Consider the following 24,569-nt stretch of genomic DNA (forward strand, 5'->3'; position numbering starts at 1 on the left):
TTATCCTTTTAATTGCATTTAGCCTTTTTTCATAAAGGTTATCCATGCGAGTCATTCTTCTGGCGTAATCTTATTGGATATTTATGAATTTCTCCTCAACCCGCTTTTATTCTTTGCTGTAACTTTTTATTCTTTCGTTTAAAAAGCCAAGAATATGAAGGAACATATTATCATTATGTTCGTGATGCGTGAATTCACTAATAATTAGGCATCATTTCGCGCCCCTAACGCCCCCGTTGCTCTATCCAGCTGAGCTACTCAAACTTTTTCTTATAAAACAACATATATTATACTAGAAATAACATTTTTTTTCAATGCACATAATTATAATTATTCTGCAAAACTTTTAAAAAAACATAATAAAATTTATCAAAAACAACATAATAGTTTAAAATAATAAACCCATTTTTTTCTAACCAATCAATTAAATAATAAATTTTACCCTGACATCCTAATAAAAATTTCTTACCATTATAAGAAGATTTTTTTAAAATATTAATAATTGTATGAGGTCCCATTCCGCAAATTATTGCTAAATCAAATTCTATTTCATTTAAATTAACAAATCCATCACTTAAATAAAATTCTACATTATATTTTTTTAAATTTATCGAGATAGAATTAGACCGTTTTTCTATTTAATAGATATTAATCTAAGCCCCTCACACCACCGAACAAGCAAGTTTCCAAGCATTCGGCGGTTAAACAAGTTTTTTTAAAAACTTGTTTTTCCTCTTTCGCCTTGTAAAGGTTATTAACCTTTGCCTCGGTGAGTCAGTCCACTTCTTTCTTCCAAAAGAAGCTTTGTATTGCTCACGACTACTATGATTCTGCTTTTTCCTTGCTTCCACAGACTATTCTGTGTTTTTTTTCAGAAAATAATTTTCTCTGGGAGAAGTTTAGGAAGATCGAAGTTACTCTAATTATTTACGCGACTCATTTAGGTATGCAGACCTTTTTTTATAATTTAAATTTATTCTTCCATCTATATAACATTAAAGAATAAATTCATTTTAATTTTAAAAAAGGCAAGTTCAAAGTTAGGTTAAAAATAAACCTATTATGTTTTTTTATAAAAAACATTGATAATTTTGAAAATCTTATCAAATTATTTACAAATAACTTTGATGAACAGTTACAATTCATTTCTGTTCAGTAGTATAATTACCCCGTTTATTGCATTTAGCCTTTTTTTATAAAGGTTATCCGTGTAAGTCATTCTTCTGGCGTAATCTTATTGGATATGAATTTCTCCTCAACTCGCTTTTATTCTTTGCTGTAACTTTTCATTCTTTCGTTTCAAAAGCCAAGAATACGAAGGAACACATTATCATTATGTTCGTGATGCGTGAAATCACTAATAATTAGGCATCATTTCGCGCCCTGATAAGCTCTTTTTAAAGGATTAATTTTTATATCAACCGCAATACCTTTGTTAATATATTTTAATTGTAATGCTTTTTTTAAAACTAAACCATGATCTGTGCCAATATCTAAAACAACACTATATCCTTTAATTAATGAAACAATAAACATAATTCTTTTCATTTTTTAATATTATCATACAACATTTTTAATTTATTTTGCTTAGAAGGAGCTCTTAATCTTCTTAAAGCTTTTGCTTCTATTTGACGAATTCTTTCTCTAGTAACGCCAAATTTATTTCCAACTTCTTCTAAAGTATAAATATGTCCATCTAAAAGACCATAACGCATTTTTAAAACTTGTTCTTCTCTATCAGTCAAAGTTTGTTCTAGATATTCATCTATAGTTTTTTTTATCATCTCTCGTAACATATATTCATGAGGAGACATAGCATTAGGATCATTTATAAAATCGCCTAAAGATGAATCATCATCTTCTCTAGTTGAAGCTTCAAGAGAAATAGTTTCTTTTTCTATCATTTGAATATCAATAATTTGTTTTGCTTCAATATTCATTTGTTTCGCTATTTCTTCATTATTTACTTTTCTAGATAAATCTTGTGTTAACTTTCCTCTGCAACGAGAAATTTTATTCATTGTCTCTATAATATGTACTGGTATTCTTATAGTTCTAGCCTGATCAGCAACAGCTCTAGTAATAGCTTGTTTAATCCACCAAGTAGCATAAGTTGAAAGTTTAAAAACACCAGGTCTAAATCTATCAATAGCTCTAGATAAACCTATATTTCCTTCTTGTATTAAATCTAAAAATAAAATTTTTCTACCTATATAACGTTTAGCTAAAGAAACAACTAAACGTCCATTTGCTTCTATTAATTGATTTTTAGCTATAGCTGCTTTTTTTATTAAATCATTATATTCTTCAATTTGTTTTTCTGTTAAAATAATCTCTTTATTATTATGTTGATTGATTTTTTTTTGAGCTTGTCTACCGTCATAAACTATTTGAGTTTTTTCTCTTTCTTCTTCTAAAGTTAATAAAGGAATTTGTCCAATTTCTTTCAAATACATTTTAACAGGATCATCTACTTTAACATTCATAGATAATTCTTTTAATTTTAATTGTTTTTGAAATTCTTCATCTTTTTGAAAAGAATTTTGATTTTCCATATCATATATGTAATAAAAATCATCTAAATGTTTAATGTGAAATCTTTTATTTTTTATTTTTTTATTATTATCATTTACATAAAAAGATTTTATAATTTCTTTATAAAAAAATTCTCTGTTTTTAGAAATGCCATTTAACCATTTCAATTTTTTTTTTAAAAAAAAATTAATATAATTATCTGTATAATTTTGATTTTCTGCTTCTGAATTTATTTGTTTTTTATATAATTGTTTTACTATTTTATTCAATATCATTTTACTTTTACCCTTTATTTTTCTATTTACAATTTGAGAACAATATTCAAATACAAAAAAATTTAAATAATAATTTTTTTTCAAGATTTATTCATTAAAATTATCATTAAAAACATTAAATCTTATATATTCTAAAAATTTTTTATTTTCTAATTCAATATTTTTTAATTCTTGTGTTTTGAATTTCCATTCTCTTAATAATGTTTTTTTTTCATTTTCATTTATTGCTTGAAAAAATTTTTTTTCCATTTTTTCTATATTTTTTTTTATTTTTTTAATTTTTTGTATATTGTGATTTATTTTTAAACTGTTATAAAATGTTTTTAAATCTTCTTGGTTTTTAATTTTTCCTTTTTGAATAAACAAAATATTTTTTTTTATATCTAACAATAATTGAAAAATATCTATTTTATTGTTTAATTTATACAAAATATCTTTATATATTTCAAAAAAATGATCAATATTAATTCCATCATCTTTTTTATCAAAATTTAATTTTGAATCATAATATTTTTGTATTATATCTATAAATTCTAAAATATAAGAATCAATATTATATTGTAAAATATCAGTTCTTACAAAATTAAGATATTCTTTGCTCAAAAATAAATTTGTCAATATATGTATTAAATTTTTATTAATATTTTTATTTTGAATTTTTCTTTGTTCAATCAAAATTAAATTTTCTTTTGTTATTTTTGATTCTGACATTCTAGAACTAAAAATATTTTGAGATTTTTTATTACTTATTTTAAAATTTAATTCTTCAAAAGAAATAGTATTTTTTTCTAAATCAATATATATTTTATATTTATTATAAATCTTTTTAACATAATACAATTGTAATTCATTATCATAAAATTTTAATAAAGACAAAACATTCATCTTAATTTTTTCATCAGAAATTTTATTTTTTCTTAATTCATATATTTTATATAAAATATAATCTTGAGTAATTTCTGATAATAATAAATCATAATAATCATCATAATTTTTTATATTTATATTCATATTAATATATGAATCAGGATCTTGTCCTTCAGGTAAAAATAATATTTTAACCTTAAATTTTTGTTTAATTAATGCTAAAGATATCTTTTGCATAGAACTTTGACCTGCTTGATCGCTATCAAAAGCAACTAAAACATTAAAAACAGAAAGTTTTTTTAATAAAAAAATTTGTTTTAAAGTTAATTGAGTTCCTAAAATAGCTAATGCATTACATTTTCCTATTTTAAAAAGAGAAATTACGTCCAAAAAACCTTCACATAAAATAATTTCTTTTTTTTTTTGAATATTATTTTTATGTTCAAAAATTCTATATATTAAATCACTTTTTTTAAATAAAAAAGTTTCTGAATTAAATAAATATTTAGGGCTATTATTTTCAGATAAATTTATTAAACGACCTGAAAAAGCAACTATCCTCCCTTGTGAATCACTTAAAGGAAAAATCAAACGATTTTTAAAAAAATCACAATATTTTTCTTTTACTTCGTCAAAAAACAATTCTGAATCATTATTTTTTTGAAAATCAATATTTTTGTTCCTAATTAGTCCTAAACGTTTTAATTCTTTTAAAGAATAATTTTTTTCTAATAAATAATTCATTAAATCATTAGATTTTCCTTCAGCATAACCCAATTGAAATTCTTTAATTAAAGAATAATTTAATTTTCTTTCTTTTAGTAAGTAATTTTGTAAAGGATGATTTTCACACTTTAACAAAATAAAATCCAGCTTATTCATATAATATTTATGAGCATCTTGTAAAATTTGATAAAAATAATCATTAGGATTTATAAAATTATTAGGCAACAATAAATTAAATTTTTTAGCTAATTCTTCTATAGCTTGAGAAATAGAAATATTTTTTAATTTATGATAAAAAGTAACAGGTTTGCCTCCTTGATGACAAGACATGCAAAAAGCAATATTTAATTCAGGAGAAACAGAAAAAGAAGGTGTTTTTTCTTTATGAAAAGGACATAAACCCATAAAATTTTTACCTTTTTTAGTTAACTTAATACCTTCTTTATTAACTAATTCATAAATTAATATTTTTTTATTAACTTCAGTTACAAATTGATTATATTTATTATTTTTATTCATAAAATTTATAATATTTCTTGAAAACTATAAAAATATTTTGTTTTCAATATATTCTCTTATATTTTTAATTTCTATTCTAATTTGTTTTAGAGTATCTCTTTCTCTAATAGTTACAGTATTATCTTCTAATGTTTGATCATCTATAGTACAACAAAAAGGAGTTCCTATTGCATCTTGTCTTCTGTATCTTTTTCCAATACTCTGACTACTATCAAAAACAACTTCAAAAAAACAAGAAAATTCTTTTTGCATTTCTTTAGCTTTAAAATAGTGTTTTTTTCTTATTAAAGGTAAAATAGCCATTTTATAAGGAGATAAAAAAGGATGAATTTTCAAAACAGTTCTTTCTGTAGAATCTTGCAATTTTTCAACTTTTAAAGAATCATATAAAATAGCTAAAAATAATCTTTCAACTCCTAAAGACGATTCAATAACATAAGGATAATATTTATTTTTAGTATTTTCATCAAAATACTGTAAATCTTTTTTAGAATGTTGTTGATGAGTTTTTAAATCAAAATCTGTTCTACAAGCTATGCCGCATAATTCATCAAAACCCCACGGAAAAAGAAATAAAATATCTGTTGTAGCAACAGAATAATGACTTAATTCTTTTAAGTCTTGTTCTTTGAAATTAATATTACAAGTTTTTAAACCCAATTTTAACAAAAATTGATAAGAAAATTCTTTCCAAAAAACAAACCATTCTTTATATTTGTTATTTTGACAAAAAAACTCTAATTCCATTTGTTCAAATTCGCAAGTACGAAAAATAAAATTACTTGGAGTAATTTCATTACGAAAAGATTTTCCTATTTGGCCAACACCAAAAGGTATCTTTTTTCTTGTAGAATTTAAAATATTTTTAAAATTAATAAAAATACCTTGGCATGTTTCAGGTCTTAAAAAAACATTATTAGCTTTTTTTTTAACAACTCCTTGATAAGTTTGGAATAATAAATTAAATTCTTCTACTGATGACCAATTTTTAGTTCCTAAAATTTTATTTTCTATTAAATATCTAGACATTTGTTCAAAACTTAAACAATTAGTGTTTATATTTTTATCATTAGAATTGATTAATTGATCCGCTCTATAACGTTTATTAGTATCTTTATTTTCTACTAAAGGATCGATAAATAATTCTAAATGACCAGACGCTTTCCAAACATTAGAATTTAAAATAATGGAACTATCTAACAAAATATTATCCTGTTCTTGAATAAATTTTTTAATCCAAGCTTTTTTTATATTTTGTTTTAATAAACTACCTAAAGGTCCATAATCAAAACTATTTGATAGACCACCATATATTTCACTCCCATAAAAAATAAAACCATATTTTTTAGCAAAAATAATTAAGTCTTTTAATTTTATCATTTAGCGCCTTTCAATAAAAAATAATTTTTTTCTCCTATTTAGAAAAAAATTTAATTTTAAAAAAATTAATAATTTATTTTTTTTGAACTTTAACCCATAAATTTAAATAAATTTTATTATTTAAATATCGATTAATGTCTTTTCTTGCTTCAATACCTATTCTTTTTAATTTGTAACCATCTTTACCAATTAAAATTTTTTTATGACTAGTTTTTGAAACATAAATTAAAACAGAAATTTCTAAAGATGAATCTTTATTATAAATGATATCTTCTAAAATAACAGAACAAATATGAGGTATCTCTTGATGAACAAAATAAAGAATTTTTTCTCTAACAAATTCTGTTATTATTTTTTCTTTAGAAATATCAGTTAAAACTTCTTTAGGGAAATAAAGAGGACCTTCTTCTAACGAAGAAAAAATATTTTTAATTAAAATATCTATATTCTTTTTTTTTAATGCTGATATTGGAATAATATAATCAAAATCAAAAATATTTAAATAACTTAAAATAATTTTATCTATTAATATATTTTTTTTTATATCTAACTTATTAATAACCAAAATAACTTTTTTCTTAAATTTAATTAAATTATTTAAAATTTCTTTTTCTTCTGAACCACATTCTTTTTCTACAACAAATAAACAAATATCAATTTCATTAATATTTTTCCAAATAAGAGAATTTCTTTTCCTATCGGATAAATTATTTTTTTTTTCTTTATAAATTCCTGGCGTATCCACAAAAATCATTTGATATTTTTCATTGTTTAAAATGCCCAAAATATTAAAAACAGTAGTATGTTTTTTATGACTTGTAATAGAAATTTTTTTATTAATTAAACAATTTAATAAAGTAGATTTTCCTACATTAGTAGTTCCTATTAACATAATAAAACCTGATTTAAACATTTTTCTCCTGTAAACTTTAAAAAAAATAATTTTAAAAAATTTCAAAAAATTTTTTTTTCAAAATTATATAAAATTTTTTCTTGTAAAGAAATCATTTTTTCTAAAGATTCTTTATCATTATCATTATATCCTTTTAAATGAAGATATCCATGAAGAGCTAAAAAAATAACTTCTCTTTCAAAACTATGTTTGTAATATAAAGATTGTTCTAAAGCTTGTTCTAAAGAAACAAAAACATCTCCTAAAAAAATATCATCCATTTCATTTTCAAAAGATAAAACATCAGTAACATATTTTTTTTTCAAATAATAAAAATTCATTTCTTCTATTTTTTTATTATTTACAAAAATAATATTTAATTTTTTTTCATCCTCTAAAGAATCAAAAACCTTAGTTATTTCTTTTTTTAATTTAAAAATATTCATTTTAGTTTGATTATATATATGAATAATCATTTTAATGATACTCCTGCAAAATAAATAAAAATATATTAATTTAATTTAAAATATAATAAAAAATAAAAATAATTTTCCAAAAAAATATATAAAATAAAAAAATTCATTTTTTTGGAAAATTATAAAATAAAAATATTACTTTAAATAAATTTTTATTTTAATAAAATTTCTGAAATATTATAATTAATATCTCTTTTTTTTAATATTTTTTCTTCTATTTTTTCTTTCAACACTAGGTTTAATATAAAATTCTTTCTTACGAACTTGAGCTAAAATGCCATCTCTAGAAACACTACGTTTAAAACGTCTTAAGGCTTCTTCTATTGTTTCTTCTTTACGAACAATAATTTTAGTCATTAATTTCTTTTCACTCCTTTTCCAATAAAATTCCAATAAAATTTAAAATTTTAAATAATAAAATAAGATATAATTTTACTTAATCATTAAATAATGATAAAGTTTGAAGATAAAAATAGGAATTATAAAATAATATTAAAATTAATAAAAAAAGAGAATAATTTAAAAAAGTTTCAGAAGGATTTGTTTTATAATTACCATATTGCTCTGCAAAAACATCTATCATACTTTTTTCAGAAGTAAATACAACAACAAAAATAATGAAAATACAAATAAAATATATCATATATTTAGATAATTGAAAAATTTCAAAAAAATTCATCATTACTTCATCTCCTTTAAATTATTTTTTTATTTATATTTTATTTTATAAAACTAAAGCTTTTGAAAAAACATCATCAGCGCTTTCTATAGTAATAATTTCTAACTTATCTCTAACTTCTTTAGGTATATCATCTATATCCTTTAAATTATCCTTAGGAATAAAAATAGTATTTAAACCACTTCTGTTAGCGGCAATAGCTTTTTCTTTCAAACCACCTATAGGTAAAACTGATCCTCTAAGAGTAATTTCTCCAGTCATTCCTATATCTCTTCTAACACATTTTCCTTTAATAACAGAAAAAATAGAAGTAGCTATAGTAACTCCTGCTGAGGGTCCATCTTTAGGAATAGCTCCTTCCAAAAAATGAATATGAAAATCATTAGTATCAAAAATATTATAATCAATTCCTAATTGTTGATAATGAGATTTTAAAAAACTAAAAGCAGTTATTGCGCTTTCTTCCAAAACTTTACCTAAATGTCCAGTCAAAACTAATTTTCCAGTGCCTTTATAATAAGTAACTTCAACAGGTAAAATATCACCTCCTAAAGAAGTATAAGCTAACCCATTAACAAACCCTATTTGATTTTTTGAACTTACTAATAAATGTTGATAAATTATCTTACCCAAAAATTTTTCAATTTTTTCTTTATTTATTTCAATATATTCTACTTTATTCATTAAAATTTCTTTTACTGTTTTACGTATTAAAGTAGCAATATTTTTATTTAAATTTCTTACTCCAGCTTCTTTTGTATAATGCCTAATAATATAAAGGAAAATTTCATCATTTATTAAAAATTGTTCTTTCTTTAAACCATGATCTTTTAATTGTTTAGGTAACAAATGTTCTTTAGCGATTATAAGTTTATCTTGTTCTGTATAAGAATTCAGCTCTATAATTTCTAAACGATCTCTTAATGGTTCAGAAATATTACTTAAATCGTTAGCTGTAGTGATAAATAAAACTTGAGATAAATCAAAAGCTTCTGATAAATAAAGATCTACAAAATTTTTATTTTGATTAGGATCTAAAACTTCTAATAAAGAAGAACCAGGATCGTGTTGAAAATTATTAACTAATTTATCAATTTCATCTAGTAAAAAAACTGGATTAATAACTCCAACATCTTTTAAACCACTTAAAATTCTTCCAGGCATGGCCCCAACATAAGTTTTTCTATGTCCTTTAATTTCGCTTTCTTCTTGTAAACCACCTAAAGATTGTTTAACAAATTTCCTACCTAAAGCTTCTGCAATAGAAATAGCTAAAGTAGTTTTTCCTACTCCTGGAGGACCGACAAAACAAATAATATTTTGCGGATTTTTTCTAGTCATTATTTTAACTGCTGCGTAATCAATAATACGTTCTTTAACTTTTTCTAAACCATAATGATTTTTTTCTAATGTGAATTGTATTTTTTTTAAATCATCAATATCTTGACTCTTTTTATTCCAAGGTAAAGAAATTAAAAAATCCAAATAATTTCTAATAACAAAAGAATCAGCAACCATAGAAGACATAGTTTGATAACGAGAAAGTTCTTGTAAAGCTTTAGTTTTAATATTGTCAGGCATAAAAGAAGAATTAATTTTTGTTCTTATTTCTTCTATTTCTTCTTCTCTTCTAACTTTATCGCCTAACTCATTTTGAATAGCTCGCATCTTTTCTCTTAAATAAAATTCTTTTTGATTTTCATCAATACTACGTTTAACTTCCATATTAATTTTATTTTCTAATTCTAGAATATCTTTTTTCATTTGAATATCTTGCAAAATATACATTAGTCTTTTATTCAAATGAGATTCCTTAAGATATTTATACTTATTTTTTTCTTCAATTTTTAAAGAAAAAATAATTAAATCAGCTGCTTCTTCAGTAGTAATACCATTTTGTATTTTTTGCAAAAAAGTATTTTCTGGTATTAATAAAATTTGGTGCATTTTATTAGCAATTTGTTTGATTATTAATTTAATTAATATTTTTTCTTCTCTTAAATCATCAAAAATAACAGGTACAAAATCATATTTAACATTAAATAAATCATTTTTTTTAGATATTTTTTGTATTTTAATTCTTTTTAAAATACGAAAAGTAACCTTATAAAAATCACTATCAATTTTCTCAGAAGATAAAATATAAGCCAACACACCATATTTTTCTATATCAGATATCTTAGGTTTTTCATTTAAAAAATTCTTTTGCAACATAATAACAATATAAGGACATGCATTTTTTTTAGAAGTTATTATAGCATTAACAGAAAAAATACGCCCTATTTCGATTCTTAGATCATTATGCGGAATAGGAACAATATCTCTTACAATAATAGCTGGTAATTCTTTAGGAATATTTTTTTCTATTTTTAATTTATCGCTTTTATTCATTATTTTTTCTTCACATCCTTTAAAAAAATGAAATTTACAAATTATAAAAAATTATTCAAAAATAATTAAATTAAAAAACAAAATGAAAGAAAAATATAAAAAAGTAAATTAATTTTATTATTAAAAATCAATGAATTTTTATAATTTAAAAATTTAAATATCATTACAATAATATATCATATATAAAATATTTATTTAATAAAAATATTTAATTAAAATTTTTTTATTTTTTTAGTTAATACTTATAAAATTAACATTTTCTAGTAAAAATTTAATTGTTTTATCTTGTAATAAATGTTTTTTTAAATATTCTTGAATAGATAAATTTTCTTTTATTTTAGATATATTAACATTATTCTCTAAACTTAACTGTTGATAAGCTAATTCAAGTTCTTCAGGTTGAATTGTTATTTTTTCTTTTTCAGATATTTCTTCCAATAAAAAATTTATCTTTAAATTCTTTAAAGCTTTTTCATCCATTTCTTGATGAAATTTTTCTAGTTCTAATTTAATACTTTCTAAATATTTTTTTAAATCTATATTTTGTAATTTGAGTTTTTCTTCTAATTTATTTATTAAATTTTGCTTTTCAATTTTAACTAAATTTAAAGGTATTTTTACATTAGAATTTTTTATTAAAAATTCCAAAATTTTTTTCTTATTTTCTTCTTCTATTTTAGAATTTTGTTTATATTCTAACTGTTTTTTGATATAGTCTTTAAATTCTTTAATACTATTAATATTAGGTATTTGAAGATTTTTAATTAATTTTTCATCCAAAGTTAATGTTTTCTTGATTTTAATATCATGTAAAAAAATCTTAAACTTAACTTCTTTAGAAGCTAAATTTTTATAATTATAATCCGAAGGAAAAAAAACTTTAATTATTTTTTCTTCTTTTTTTTTCATTCCAATCATTTCTTTTTCAAAACCAGGAACAAACTTATTAGAACCTATTTCTAAAAAATAATTAGTAGCTTGTCCTCCTTCTAAAGGAGTATCATTTAAAAATCCTTTAAAATCAAAAACAGCAATATCGCCTTTTTCTAAAAATGATTCTTCTTTTTTAGATTCAAATAAATTATTACTTTCCAAAAACAAATCAATTTTATTTTGAATTTCTTTTTCTGTTATTTCTTTTTTAAGATTAGAATTTAATTTTATCCCCTTATAAGGAGAATTGAACGTTATTTCAGGTTTTAAAGTAAATTCTATTGAAAAATTAAATTTTTCTTTAAAAGAATAAAGATCTTCTAATTGAAAATTAGTAATTTTATAATTTTCTAAAATTTTAAAATCATTATTATTTTTTAAAATTTGATCAACTTTTTCTTGAACTAAATTTTCAAAAGCGCTATTATATAATTTTTTGATCCCAAATTTTTTTTCAAAAACATTCCTCGTAACAAAACCTTTACGAAAACCTTTAACAGAAATTTGAGATTGAATTTCTTTAAAAGATTTTTCAATAAAATAATCAAATTCTTTCTTAACAATTTCAAAATTATATTGTATTATTTCGTCACTTATTTTTTTAAATTGCATTGCTTAATTACCTGTTTTTTAATTTAAATTTAAATTTTTTAAATAAATAATAAAAATATATTACTTGAATAATATTAATAAAAATAAATTTTTAAAAAAAATATTAAAATTTTAGTTATATAAAAAATTAATATAAATTTACATAAAAAAATCTTTTCGATTAATTAATAAAAAAATAATTAAAAAATAAAAAGATTCGAACATTAACATAATATTTAAAAAAATACTAATTATTATTGAATAAATTATATACTAATAATTTAAAATATATAAGAAATTTGACTTATTTTTTTTAAAATTTTATTAATATTTAATTTTTAAAAATTATTTTAATTTTATATTGACTTTATAACAAAAAATAAATTCAAAACAATTAAAAACATTAAAAATATCAAAAAAAATTTCAAATATAAAAAAAGAAAGAACATAAAAACAAAAATAATATATCGTTATATTATAATAAAAAATATATTAATATTGTATTATGTTTAGTTTTACGATTAAAAATTATAAAATAAATCATTATAATTATAACATTATTTTCAATAAAAAAATATAAATAAAAAAAATAATTAATTCAAAAAATAAAAAATTTTATTAATATTTTTTTAAAATATCAAAAAATATAAATTATTTAAAAAAATATTTTTATTTATTTTTATTTAAAGAAATAAGATTTTGTGATACTATATATCTATATATAATTTTAAAAATCATGAAAAATAAATTTTTTAAAATAAAATTAAAAAAAATAAATTCAAAATATTTTTTTTTATTTAGTTTAAAAATTTAAGAAATAAACATAAACAATAAAAATTATTTATTTTTAAAATATATATTATTTTTTTATTTTTTTATTAATTTATTATTTTTTTTTATAAAAAATAAACAAAAATATTAAAAATTAAAATATAATTTTGAAATTTTGTTTAAAAAAAAATACAAGAATGGAAATTTTATAGCAAAAATATGAAAACAAAAATTTCAAAACAAAAAAATAATGAAAAAAAAATTTCAAAAAAAAATATTATTTTATCAATAAACAAAATATTTAAAAAAAAATATTTAAATTGGTCTTTTTTAATACTCATTTCTTTAAGTATTTTATTTTCTCTAATACATATGATTAATCTATATTTAAATAAAAATATTTATCAATTAAAATTTTATCATTTTTTTTCTTTTTCTAAATATAATATCTTTTTAATTTTATTTATAATTATAAATGAAATTTATAACAAAAAAAGAAGCAAAATCATTAATATTTTAAGTTTTTCAGTAATGATAAATATTTTAATTAATACTTTATTTTTACGTTCTTTTATAAGAGATTGGAATTTATATTCTTCTGTCAATAACACTTTATTTTTTAATTTAATTATATATTACTTAGAATACATTATAATACCAATTTGTTTTTTATTTTTTTATTTTAATAATAAATTTCAAGTTTATAAAAAAATTTTAATTTGTCCTATTTTTATTTCAACATTATATATTGTTTTTTTGTTTTTATTATTTAAAATATTTGAAACAGAAAGTACAAAAAAATTTTTGGAAGAACAACTCATTAACCCTTATGATAAAAAAAATTTATTTTTTTCTTATTTAAAAATAATTTTGTCATTTATAATACTTTCTTTTAGTATTTTTTGTTTCAAAAAAACAAAAAAACACTTTTTAATTAGATTATTTTTATTATTTTTAACACTAATAATAATTTCAATTATGCCATATAATAAAAGAGAATGGGCACACGCTAAAAAAGTTATTCTAAATACAAAAACAATGGGTACAGGTCTTTTTCCTGAAACACAAGAAATATCAGAATACTTTCAAAATGTTTCAGATTTAAAACCAGAAGAACTAAAAAAAAATAAAGATAAAATTTTAGAATTAGGTTCTGGTTGTGGAAATATAACACAGTACCTAATAAACAAATTTGGTTTAGAAAACATAATATGTATTGAAATAAATAAAGATTTATGTAATGAATTACAAAAAAGATTTCCTGGAATAAAAGTTATTAATGGCAATGCTGCTAATTTTGAAGAATTAATTTCACAAGAAAATATTGAAAATAAGAACATTAAAGGAATTGTATCAACATTACCTATAGGTATTTTTGAAAAAAACGATTTTCAAAAAATAAAAAATAGTATAGAAAAAATTGTACAAGAAAATAATATTAAATATATGAATTACCGTTTTAAATTTTTCGAAAAAGAAGAAAGAGAAATGAATAAAATTAAAAAAAATAATAATTTTGTTTTTATTACCGAAATGATAATGCCTGTTAGTGTTTATACATATATAAAAAAATAAGAAAAAAATTAAAAAATTATAAATTAAATAATATATTTGATTTGTATCTAAAAAAATTTTTTAATTATTCTTTATTTAAATAAAAAAAATTCATTTATTTTAAAATAAATGAATTTTTTTATTTTTTTAAGAAGAAAAATCATAACAAAAAGTCATTTTTTTGATAAAACGAATAATTTTATGAGCTTTAATATCGCTATTAAAATCCTTATGAAATGAAAAATATTCATATAATTGTTGAGCATTTAAATTACTACTAAAAAAAACAGGTAATTTATTCTCATAACGATAATTCAATAAAGGAATAAAAATTTCATCTCTAAAAAAAGAATTCATATTTTCGGATCCTAAATCATCTAAAATTAAACAATCAATTTTTTTCAAATAATTTAATTTGTTTTCTATTATATCACTATTATTCCAGTTATATCTAAATTGTCTTGTTAAGTCAGGCATAAAAAAAAACAAAACCAAAAATCTTTTTTTAATTAATTCGTTTGCTAAAAATTTTAAAAATAAAGTTTTTCCTGTTCCAAAAGGCCCATATAAATACAAACTTTTATCAATTAAAGGAAAAGATGCAATAATTTCTTTAATATTTAAAAAAACTTTTTCTTGGATTAAATTTTTTTTAAAAAAAATTTTTAAATTTTCAAATTTAATTTCTTGTTGAAATAACATATTTATTTTATTTAATTCATTTTCAAAATCTATTTTTTTGCTTTCAAAAGTTTCTTTCAAAACTACATGAATATAAGGTTTAGTTTTTAAAACCATTTTATAATTTGAAAAGTTTTGAGATTTTAATTTATTTTGTAAATAATTATAAACAGTTAAAACATCTTTATCTTCTATTTTTAATTCTTTAGTTTCTTCTTGTTTTGAAATATATTCTCTCATTTTTTTGAAATAAGATTTTTCAAAAAAACACATATTCGATAACACCTTTTTTATATAATATTTTTTAATAAATAATTTTAAAATTTTAATTCTTTTTGAATTTTATCTAACCATTCGGGTCTATTTTTTTTATTCTTTTCAAAAATTTTAATTTTTTCTTTATCCATTAAATAATAATAAGCTTTTTGAGCAGAAACAATTCCTTTTTTAAACCAAGAATCTAAAATAATTTTAAAATAATTAAAAGAAGGAACAGGAGAATTATTTTGATCTTTAATTTTACAAACATACATTAACAAAGCATTAATGACACCTATATCAGCATTAGTTTTTTCCAACAATAAAAAAACAATATCATATAAACCAAAAAGAAAATGTTTGCTTTTAGCAAAATTTTTAATAATTCTATAAGGTTGAGCATTTTGTAAATAAGCAATCATTTCTTCATCATCATCTTCATTTTTATTTTTATTTTTATAAGAATAAATCAATTTAATATCATCATTTTTTTGAATAATTTTATTTTTTATAAAATTTTTTAAATTATTTAAATCAATAAATTCATTTAAGTTGTGAATATTATCCTGAACAAAAACAGCCATTTGTTTAGGTTCAATTCCATAAACAAAACCTAATTTAACAATATAATCAATATTTTTCCATTCTAACAAAAAAGGTTTTTTAAATCTTTCTGGTAAACTTTTAATAAAAAGATCATAATTAAAATATCTTTTAAAATTATCAGAATTATTAGAAATATTATTATTATTATATTTTTTAATCGTTTCTTGGATATTAACTTTTTTAAAACTATAAACATCTGTAAAATTTTTACTAATATTTTTATATTCAGAAGATAAAATATCTTTTTCATATAAAAATAATTTTTTTAAGTCGCAATATATATTATCACCAACTTCGCTTAACAAAAATTCACTCAAAATAGGATCTTGAAAAAATAAAAAAGCATTTAAAGGAGCATTTAAACAATAAATAATTTCTTTTTTATCATTTTGAAAAGTTTCTAATAACTTAATAGCTTCTAATTTATCTTTGTTTTTTAAAAAATCATTTTCATTTACATTTAATAAATCTAATAAAAATTGATGCATAAAAGATAATTTTTCATTCAAATTAGCCAAAAAATATAAAGTAAAATAAAAAGTTAAAGCTTTAGAACCTATTAAGGGCTGATACAACAAAAATAAATTCTTTTGTTCTTCAGGAAGCAAGAAATTTTTAATTTTAATTTTAAAGCATTTGAAATCCAACAATTAAATCACTCCTCTATTTAAATATTAATATTTATTTAAATTTTATTTATTTAATTTAAAAAACAAAATTATAACAAAGGTTGACATTTTATACAAAAATAAGAACTTCTTCCACTAATTTTTATCTTTTGTATTAAATTAGAACAAAAAATACATTTTTCTTTGTCTTTTCTATAAACTAAAAGTTCTTTTTGAAAAGATCCTTTTTTACCTATAGCTTCAAAGGTTGAAATAGAAGTACCTCCACAAAAAATAGCTCGATTTAAAATTTTTTTAGCATTATCCAACAATTTAATAATTTGTTGTAAACTTAAAAAGCAAGACTGAATCTTAGGATTAATTCTAGTTAAAAATAAAATTTCGTTAGCATAAATATTTCCAATTCCTGAAATAATTCTCTGATTTAATAAACAGGTTTTTATAGAAACCTTAGTTTTTTGTAATTTAGAATAAAAATTTTTAGCATCTATTTCAAAAGGATCTAAAGCTAATTTTTCTAATTTACTTTCTTTTAAATAATTATCTTTTTTATATAATGCAAAACGACCAAACTTACGAAAATCATAATATCTTAAAATAATATTTTTTTCTAATAAAATTCTGAAATGTTCATCTTTGTGTTTTTGTAAATTATCATAATTATCATGAAGATAAATTTTACCTTCCATTCTTAAATGTCCCACTATAACTAAATCATCACTCAAAAAAAATAATAAAAATTTTCCTTTTCTTTGGACATCTAAAATTTTTTTATTAATAATTTTTTTAAAAAAAAATAATTCTTGAATAATAGGTTGATAAAAAACAAATAATTTTTTAATTTTCAAACCAATTAATCTTTTTTTTAAAATATTAACGATAACTTCTACTTCTGGTAATTCAGGCATAATTCATTTTCCTTTTTTTATTCATTATAAAAATAAAACAAAAATAAAAGACTACCTCTAAAAAAGACAGTCATATATGTTAAAAATTTATAAAAAATAAAATTAAAAATTATTTATCACTTCTTAAATGTTGAAATTTATAAATATTTAAAAAATTTTTAGTTAAATCAGAAAAAGAATAAATTTTTAATTGTCCTTCAATAATTTTAATTTTTTGACCTGGCTGTAAAAAAAATTCAGGATTATCATTATCAATATGATTAAAATAAATAACTATTTCAGGAAATATATATTCTTTTTTATTATAAACAAAATAAAAATCTTTAACAAACCATTCTCTTTTTAATTTTTTTTTAGGTTTTTTAATATATTTAACTTCTACTTTAACATTTAAATTATTTAAAAAAATACTTTTTTCAATAATATTTTGACTATTAACTTGATTTTTTTCACAAAACATAAACATAATAATTTTTTTCCTTCTTTAATAATTACATAGTTGATTTTTCAAAAATAGAGAAAATAAAAACAGGATAACTATATTATACATATATAATAAATTAATTAATATTATATTTTTTATAAAAATTTTATTATTGTATTAAAAATTAATTTTTTTATAATAGTATAATTAATATCCATTTATTAAATTAGATTAAATAATTAAAATAATAGGAATAACAATAGGTTTTCTTAATGTTAATTCAAAAACTTTAGAAGTAACAAAATTAATAATATTTTTCTTTAAATAATTTTTGTTAAATTTTTCATATTTCAACAAATAATTTTGTATTATTCTTTTAATTTCAAAAGATATCGACTTCATTAATTCTTTATTTGTTTTCATATAAATAAATCCACGAGAAAATATCATAGGAAAATTTAAAATTTTTTTCTTTTTCAAATTTATACTAACTATAACAGAAAATAAACCTTCTTCACTTAAAATTCTTCTTTCTTTTAAAATATAATTACCTAAATCTTCAGAACCTGAATCATCTATATAAACATTAGAAATAGGAATTTTATCAATAACTTCAGCATGATTATTATTTAAACCTAATACATCTCCATTATCTAAAAGAAAAATATTTTTTTTATTAATACCGCATTCTAATGCTAAATTTTTATGAGCCATTAACATCATATGAGTTCCATGAACAGGTACAAAATATTTAGGATTAACTAAATTCAACATCAATTTTAAATCATTTTGACTAGCGTGACCAGAGGCATGAGTATCAACTAATGAACCATGAGTAATAACATCCACATCCATTTTAAAAAGTAAATCTAAAATTTTGTTTATGCTATCTTGATTACCAGGAATAGGAGAAGAAGAAAAAATAACTGTATCCTTAGGGTGCAACTTAATTTGCCTATGTATACCATTGGCAATCCTACTAAGAGCAGCTAATGGCTCACCTTGAGAACCGGTACAAAGTAAAGTAATATTAGAATATTTATCAATTTCATTGCCATTAACAATAAAATTTTTAGCATTTTTTAAATAACCATTTTTTATTCCTGTTTCGATAGCTCTTTCCATACTTCTACCGAAAACAGCTATTTTCCTTTTAGTTAAAATACTAGCTTCAATTATTTGTTTAATACGATAAAAATTAGAAGCAAAAGTTACAATAACAACTCTTCCTTTAATTTTATAAAAAAGTTGATTAATAGTATTTCCAACAGCATTTTCAGATTGAATGAATCCTTTATGTTGAGAATTAGTAGAATCTGAAAACAAACATAAAGTGCCTTCTTGACCTAAATTTGATAATTTATAATATTCAGCAATAGGCCCTACAGGAGTATGATCAATTTTAAAATCACCAGTATAAAAAAGAATATTTTTTTTATTTTTAAAAACAATACCAAAAGTATCAGGTATAGAATGATTTAATCTAACAAAAGAAACTTCTGTATTGAAAAAATTAAATTTTGAATTATGAGAATATTTAATCATAATTTTTGAATAACGATTCAATTTATGCTCAATTAATTTACATTCTATTAAATCATAAGCTATTCCTGAAACAAAAATTTTAGGAATTCTAATTTTCCTCAATAAAAAAGGTATACTACCAATATGATCTTCATGTCCATGTGTAATAAAAATACCTACAATTTTATGCTCATTTTTTAATAAATGCTCATAACTAGGTATAACATAATTAACTCCTAAAAAAGAATCGCCTGAGAAAGAAATTCCTGAATCGACAATAAAAATTTTTTGTTCGATTTCAAAAATATACATATTCTTTCCAACTTCTCCTAATCCACCAAAAGCATAAAATAATATATCAAATTTTTTAGCCAAAGAAGAAGAATTTATACTTTGTGTCATCACGTTCATTTATTTTTTTTTATTTCCTTTCTATGCTTCATTAAAAAGAAACATAAAAAATATTGAATTAAGAAATTTTATTTAATAAGAATCAATAAAAATCAAAACAGGAATAATAACAGGTTTTTTTTTAGTTTCTTTAAAAATAAATTTAGATAATTCTTCTCTTAAATTATTTTTAAAATCATTCCATTTTATTTGTTTATCATTATTCAAAAAAGAATTACTCATTATAGTAAAATTTTCTTTTAATTGAGATAAAAGATTATCTATTTTCATTTTATCCAAAAATCCTTTACTAATTAATTCAATATTACCTATAATTTTTTTTAATTTCAAATCAATATTACAAGCTATAATAATTACTCCATCATTAGCCAAAAGTTCACGATCTTTCATAAGATAATCATTACCTTCTAAAACAGGAGTTCCGTCAATTAAAATTTCTTTTAAATTAGGGAAAAAATTTTTTTTAACAAAAGTTTTATTTTCACCTTCATAAATCCATTTATCTCCATTTTCAAACATAAAAATTTTATTTTCAGAATAATTAAAATTTTGAGCAATTTTCTTAATTTTATATTGATGTCGATATTCTCCAATAACAGGAACAAGAAACTTTGGTTCTAATAAATGTAACAATAATTTAAAATTCTCTTCATAATTATAAGAAGCTGTCAATAAATCTTTTTCTAAAATATCTACAATTAATCCATGCCTTGATAAAATATCTAAAGTTTGATTTTGAATTTTATCTATACCAGTAACTTCAATAGAAAAAAGCAAAATTTTATCACGATTATTTAAAGTAATTAAACGATCTGTTTTTTTACACATTCTTTTTAATCTATAAAAAGGTTCGAATCTTTTTCCTACTACTATAACAACTATTTTTTTTAATTTAAGATAATTGTTAGGGGTTTTTAAATTAATCAAAAATCCATCTGGAATTTTTAAATAACCTTTTTGCAAAGCAATATCAATAATTGGTTCGCTTTTACGTCCTAAAATAACAATTTTTAAACCAAAAGAAACCGCTAAATCAATAACTAATTGAATTTTTAATAAATCAGGAACTAAAAAAGAAACAATAATATTATTTTCTATACTAGCAAAACAACTAGTTAAATAATATTCTAAAAGTTCTTCTTTAGTTTGTTTTACAATTTTAAAAGCTCCTTGGGAAGATACAATAAGAGCTAAAATTTTTTTTTGACCTATCCTAGATAAGGCTAAAAAATTTGTTTGAAAATTTTTATTTTTAGATTGTAAAAAATGCATTTCACTTATGTAAATAATATAACCTTTTGTTGTGCTAAAAGCAAGACCTAAAGTTTCTGGTAGAAAATGAGCAATCCCAAAACAAAAAACTTTTGTATCTTCAAATGGAATTATAGAATTATCTTTTATAACATTAAAAGTAATATTTTTTAAATCAATATTGCTTTGTTTAAAGTTAACTTTTAAAATTTCTATAGTAAATTCAGAAGCATAAATAGGAACATTTAAATATTTCATCAAATAAGGCAAAGAACCCAAATGAGTATCTAAAGAAGAAGTAATAAAAATACATTTTATTTGATCCTTAATATTTTCTATTTGTGTATAATTGGGAATAATATAATCTATACCATGAACAGAAAGATTAGGATATTTCAAACCTGAGTCTAAAATAAAACAAGAATCTTTAATCTTTAATAAATAAAAATTCTTTCCATTTTCCCCTATACCTCCTAAAGCAACAAAACTTATTTCTTTCATGTATAATATAATCTCCTTTGGCGAATTAAATTTAAATAAATAAAGTATTTAAAAAATTATTTCAAAATAGAAAGAAAAATATGGATTACCCAATTAAAAAAGAAAATAATATTAATATTCCAATTATAAATAAAAGTCGTTTAGGAATAAGCCTAGAAAAAGACATTTCATTAACTAATAAATTTTATAGAGAAAATAATATAGCTTTAATTTTTAAAAACGCTATTCCAATTAAAATAGCAAAAGTAGAATATCCAAAAAGATCGAAATCAAAAATAATAGAGGCATATTTTAATTCAAATTCATTACCAGATTATCATGGAATTTATAAAGGAAAATATTTATCTTTCGATGCAAAAGAAACTAATAATAAATCTATTTTTAACTTATCTAATATACCAAATCATCAATTAGAAACTCTGAAAGAAATAAAAAAATTTAAAGGCTTTTCTTTTTTTATAATTCATTTTAAAGTTCATAAAAAATACTTTATTGTTCCGATTAAATTTATATTAGATTATTTAAAAAATAACAATAATAAAAGCATAAATTACAAAATTTTTGAAAAAAATTTATTCCAAATTAATCTAAGTTATTATCCTAGATTAGATTATTTAAAAATAATAGATAAATTAATTAAATAATTATTAATTATTTTAACATTGAAATTATATGATATTAACAAAAAATTATTTTACTTTATAATATTTATATTAAAATTTTCCAAATTATCTTTTAAAATAGGCCTAATAAAATATAAAATAATTCCGATAATCAAATTAGTAAAAATAACAGAATTAAAGTAATATAAAAAAATCATTTTATAAGAATCTATTTGCAACAAAAAAGAACTACCAAATATATTATTAGGATAATCATCAAAAAAATCATTCTTTTGTTGAAAAAAAGTTAAATAAACAAAAATCATATAAGATAAAATTTGTATTATTGTAATTAAAAATAAACTTTTAAAAATAACATTATTTTTTGATAAATGATTAAAATTTTTTTTATAAAAAAAACCTGTAATAGAGCAAGACAAATAAGGAATAAAAAAAACAAAAAATAAAAGTCCTAATAACAACACATAATTTTCTTTTTCAAAGTGAGCAAATAATCCATGTTGATGAAAAGAAATTGTATATTCCAACATTATATGTAAAAAAATATATAGCAAAATAGAAAAAAAACTAATTTTAAAACCAAAAAGAAAACCTATTAAAACTATAGGAAGTAATTCTAATTTTAAAAAAGAAACACAACAATCAAAACCAAAAAATAATTTAGTAAAAACAAATTCAACAATAAAAGCAATAGCTAAAATAAAAGAAACAAAGCTAATTTTTTTTAATAAAAATTTTTCCATTTATTCAAAATTATTAATCCCTTCCTTAAGAAATAATTTTTTTTACCTAAATTATAACAAAATTAATTTTAATATAAAAATAAAAAAAAATAATAAAATGAAAAAATTTTAAATTAAAAATTTTAAAAGCAATAATGAAAAAAATTTTAATTATTTAAATTAAATAAAATTATTATTTAATATAAATAAAAAAATATTTAGAAAATCAAAAATATAAAATTCCTTCTTTCAACAAAGATAAAAAATCTTTATTATTGGCATTTAAAATATAATCATTAATATCAACTTGATTCAAAACTTTTTTTAATGATTTTTCATTATACTTAATGTTATGAAATTTTTCTATAAAAAAAGATAAATTATCTTCTTTATGGAAAAAATCTCCTATCAAAGACATTTTTTTAATTTCACCATTATTTAAATCCAATAAAATTTCCATATTTCCCCATTCAAAACGTTTTTTTAAAACTTTAGAATACGGAGGATGTTGAAAATATAACCATTCTTTAGAAGAATACTTTTTAGATTTTTCTTGAACAAGAGAAACTTCTTCAGAACTCAAAAAATATTCTTTTTTAGACATTTTTTGCTCTAAGTAATTTATCAATTCATCTTGAGAAATATCTTTTAAATATTTATTCAAATTAACAACTCTAGATGAAACACTTTTTATTCCTTTAGAAACTAATTTTTCATTATTAGGAGTAATGCATCTTACCATAGTATCAATATCACAATCATATAATAAAGTTCCATGCATAACCATACCATTATTATTTTGTATAAAAGAACTTCCTGAAACTTTCTTACCATCTAATATAAGATCATTTCTTCCACTAAAACTTAATTCAACACCTTTTTGGCGAAAAATATCAATAATATTTATCAAGTATTTTTTAAAACTAAAATTTTTTTCTTTCTTTTTGGCAATAATACTAAAAATAGGAGTTTTATCGAGATAGAATTAGACCGTTTTTCTATTTACTAGATATTAATCTAAGCCCCTCACACCACCGAACAAGCAAGTTTCCAAGCATTCGGCGGTTAAACAAGTTTTTTCTCAAAACTTCTTTTTCCTCTTTCGCCTTGTAAAGGTTATTACCCTTTGCCTTGGTGAGTCAGTCCACTTCTTTCTTCCAAAAGAAGCTTTGTATTACTCACGACTACTATGATTCTGCTTTTTCCTTGCTTCCACAGACTATTCTGTGTTTTTTTTCAGAGAATTTTTTTCTCTAAGAGAAGTTTAGGAAGATCGAAGTTACTCTAATTATCTACGCGACTCCTTTAGGTATGCAGACCTTTTATAATTTATTCTTCCATCTATATAACATGAAAGAATAAGTCATTTTTTTTATATAAAGGTAGGTTCAAAGTTAGGTTAATAACAACCTTATAATTTTTTTATTTTTTTTATAAAAAAA

At 19.9% G+C, this 24,569-nt stretch carries 21 protein-coding genes; 2 read left to right on the forward strand and 19 right to left on the reverse strand.

Going from position 1 to position 24,569, the window contains the following annotated elements; genetic code table 11:
• Positions 1-311 precede the first annotated feature (311 nt).
• From FEF22_RS00065 to tig, 11 genes are all read right to left on the reverse strand, one after another.
• Positions 312-638 carry a tRNA (adenine(22)-N(1))-methyltransferase TrmK gene (locus tag FEF22_RS00065; RefSeq protein WP_138107743.1) on the reverse strand — a complete coding sequence of 109 codons (327 nt, stop codon included), beginning with the start codon at positions 636-638 and terminating at the stop codon, positions 312-314.
• A 733-nt stretch (positions 639-1,371) separates the two neighbouring features.
• The gene (locus FEF22_RS00070; protein ID WP_246833679.1) at positions 1,372-1,536 is read right to left on the reverse strand and encodes an SAM-dependent methyltransferase; all 165 of its coding nucleotides are present in this window, start codon (positions 1,534-1,536) and stop codon (positions 1,372-1,374) included.
• An 8-nt stretch (positions 1,537-1,544) separates the two neighbouring features.
• Positions 1,545-2,810, reverse strand: coding sequence for a sigma-70 family RNA polymerase sigma factor (locus FEF22_RS00075; protein WP_210352253.1), 1,266 nt, complete (start codon positions 2,808-2,810; stop codon positions 1,545-1,547).
• 87 nt (positions 2,811-2,897) lie between these two features.
• Positions 2,898-4,922, reverse strand: coding sequence for a DNA primase (gene dnaG, locus FEF22_RS00080; RefSeq protein ID WP_138107758.1), 2,025 nt, complete (start codon positions 4,920-4,922; stop codon positions 2,898-2,900).
• A gap of 24 nt (positions 4,923-4,946) precedes the next feature.
• Positions 4,947-6,302: a glycine--tRNA ligase gene (locus tag FEF22_RS00085; protein WP_138107759.1), complete on the reverse strand. Its 1,356-nt coding sequence runs from the start codon at positions 6,300-6,302 to the stop codon at positions 4,947-4,949.
• 73 nt (positions 6,303-6,375) lie between these two features.
• Positions 6,376-7,215 carry a GTPase Era gene (gene era / locus FEF22_RS00090; RefSeq protein ID WP_138107760.1) on the reverse strand — a complete coding sequence of 280 codons (840 nt, stop codon included), beginning with the start codon at positions 7,213-7,215 and terminating at the stop codon, positions 6,376-6,378.
• Between the two features lie 41 nt (positions 7,216-7,256).
• Positions 7,257-7,670 carry an rRNA maturation RNase YbeY gene (gene ybeY / locus FEF22_RS00095; RefSeq protein ID WP_138107761.1) on the reverse strand — a complete coding sequence of 138 codons (414 nt, stop codon included), beginning with the start codon at positions 7,668-7,670 and terminating at the stop codon, positions 7,257-7,259.
• 183 nt (positions 7,671-7,853) lie between these two features.
• Entirely contained in the window at positions 7,854-8,027 is a 174-nt protein-coding gene (rpsU, locus tag FEF22_RS00100) for a 30S ribosomal protein S21 (RefSeq protein WP_138107762.1), read from the reverse strand.
• A gap of 79 nt (positions 8,028-8,106) precedes the next feature.
• Positions 8,107-8,349 (reverse strand): hypothetical protein, encoded by a 243-nt coding sequence (locus FEF22_RS00105; protein ID WP_138107763.1) that lies wholly within the window; start codon positions 8,347-8,349, stop codon positions 8,107-8,109.
• 45 nt (positions 8,350-8,394) lie between these two features.
• Positions 8,395-10,740 (reverse strand): endopeptidase La, encoded by a 2,346-nt coding sequence (lon, locus tag FEF22_RS00110; RefSeq protein WP_138107764.1) that lies wholly within the window; start codon positions 10,738-10,740, stop codon positions 8,395-8,397.
• 231 nt (positions 10,741-10,971) lie between these two features.
• On the reverse strand, positions 10,972-12,285 hold the full coding sequence (tig, locus tag FEF22_RS00115; RefSeq protein ID WP_138107765.1) for a trigger factor: 1,314 nt from the start codon (positions 12,283-12,285) through the stop codon (positions 10,972-10,974).
• A 969-nt stretch (positions 12,286-13,254) separates the two neighbouring features.
• Between tig and FEF22_RS00120 the strand changes: the two genes are divergently transcribed.
• Positions 13,255-14,610 (forward strand): rRNA adenine N-6-methyltransferase family protein, encoded by a 1,356-nt coding sequence (locus tag FEF22_RS00120; protein WP_138107766.1) that lies wholly within the window; start codon positions 13,255-13,257, stop codon positions 14,608-14,610.
• A gap of 126 nt (positions 14,611-14,736) precedes the next feature.
• Here FEF22_RS00120 and FEF22_RS00125 read toward each other — a convergent pair whose 3' ends face one another.
• The 6 genes from FEF22_RS00125 to FEF22_RS00150 all read right to left on the reverse strand — a co-directional run bounded on the left by FEF22_RS00125 (position 14,737) and on the right by FEF22_RS00150 (position 21,782).
• Complete coding sequence (locus tag FEF22_RS00125) at positions 14,737-15,543, reverse strand: ATP-binding protein (protein WP_138107767.1); 807 nt, start codon at positions 15,541-15,543, stop codon at positions 14,737-14,739.
• A 44-nt stretch (positions 15,544-15,587) separates the two neighbouring features.
• Positions 15,588-16,784: a DnaD domain protein gene (locus FEF22_RS00130; RefSeq protein WP_138107768.1), complete on the reverse strand. Its 1,197-nt coding sequence runs from the start codon at positions 16,782-16,784 to the stop codon at positions 15,588-15,590.
• 68 nt (positions 16,785-16,852) lie between these two features.
• Positions 16,853-17,671: a DNA-formamidopyrimidine glycosylase gene (gene mutM, locus FEF22_RS00135; protein WP_138107769.1), complete on the reverse strand. Its 819-nt coding sequence runs from the start codon at positions 17,669-17,671 to the stop codon at positions 16,853-16,855.
• 109 nt (positions 17,672-17,780) lie between these two features.
• Entirely contained in the window at positions 17,781-18,137 is a 357-nt protein-coding gene (locus FEF22_RS00140; RefSeq protein WP_138107770.1) for a hypothetical protein, read from the reverse strand.
• A gap of 189 nt (positions 18,138-18,326) precedes the next feature.
• Positions 18,327-20,030 (reverse strand): ribonuclease J, encoded by a 1,704-nt coding sequence (locus FEF22_RS00145; protein ID WP_138107771.1) that lies wholly within the window; start codon positions 20,028-20,030, stop codon positions 18,327-18,329.
• A gap of 72 nt (positions 20,031-20,102) precedes the next feature.
• Positions 20,103-21,782: a ribonuclease J gene (locus FEF22_RS00150; RefSeq protein ID WP_138107772.1), complete on the reverse strand. Its 1,680-nt coding sequence runs from the start codon at positions 21,780-21,782 to the stop codon at positions 20,103-20,105.
• Positions 21,783-21,862: 80 nt separating this feature from the next.
• Here FEF22_RS00150 and recU point away from each other — a divergent pair, with 80 nt between their 5' ends.
• Positions 21,863-22,426 carry a Holliday junction resolvase RecU gene (gene recU / locus FEF22_RS00155; protein WP_138107773.1) on the forward strand — a complete coding sequence of 188 codons (564 nt, stop codon included), beginning with the start codon at positions 21,863-21,865 and terminating at the stop codon, positions 22,424-22,426.
• Between the two features lie 50 nt (positions 22,427-22,476).
• Here recU and FEF22_RS00160 read toward each other — a convergent pair whose 3' ends face one another.
• Together FEF22_RS00160 and FEF22_RS00165 are read right to left on the reverse strand one after the other, a co-directional pair.
• The gene (locus tag FEF22_RS00160; RefSeq protein WP_138107774.1) at positions 22,477-23,148 is read right to left on the reverse strand and encodes a hypothetical protein; all 672 of its coding nucleotides are present in this window, start codon (positions 23,146-23,148) and stop codon (positions 22,477-22,479) included.
• A 205-nt stretch (positions 23,149-23,353) separates the two neighbouring features.
• On the reverse strand, positions 23,354-24,091 hold the full coding sequence (locus tag FEF22_RS00165) for a lipoyl protein ligase domain-containing protein (protein ID WP_138107775.1): 738 nt from the start codon (positions 24,089-24,091) through the stop codon (positions 23,354-23,356).
• Positions 24,092-24,569 lie beyond the last annotated feature (478 nt).

Origin of the sequence: Texas Phoenix palm phytoplasma (assembly GCF_005774685.2) — a bacterium.
GTDB lineage: Bacteria > Bacillota_I > Bacilli_A > Acholeplasmatales > Acholeplasmataceae > Phytoplasma.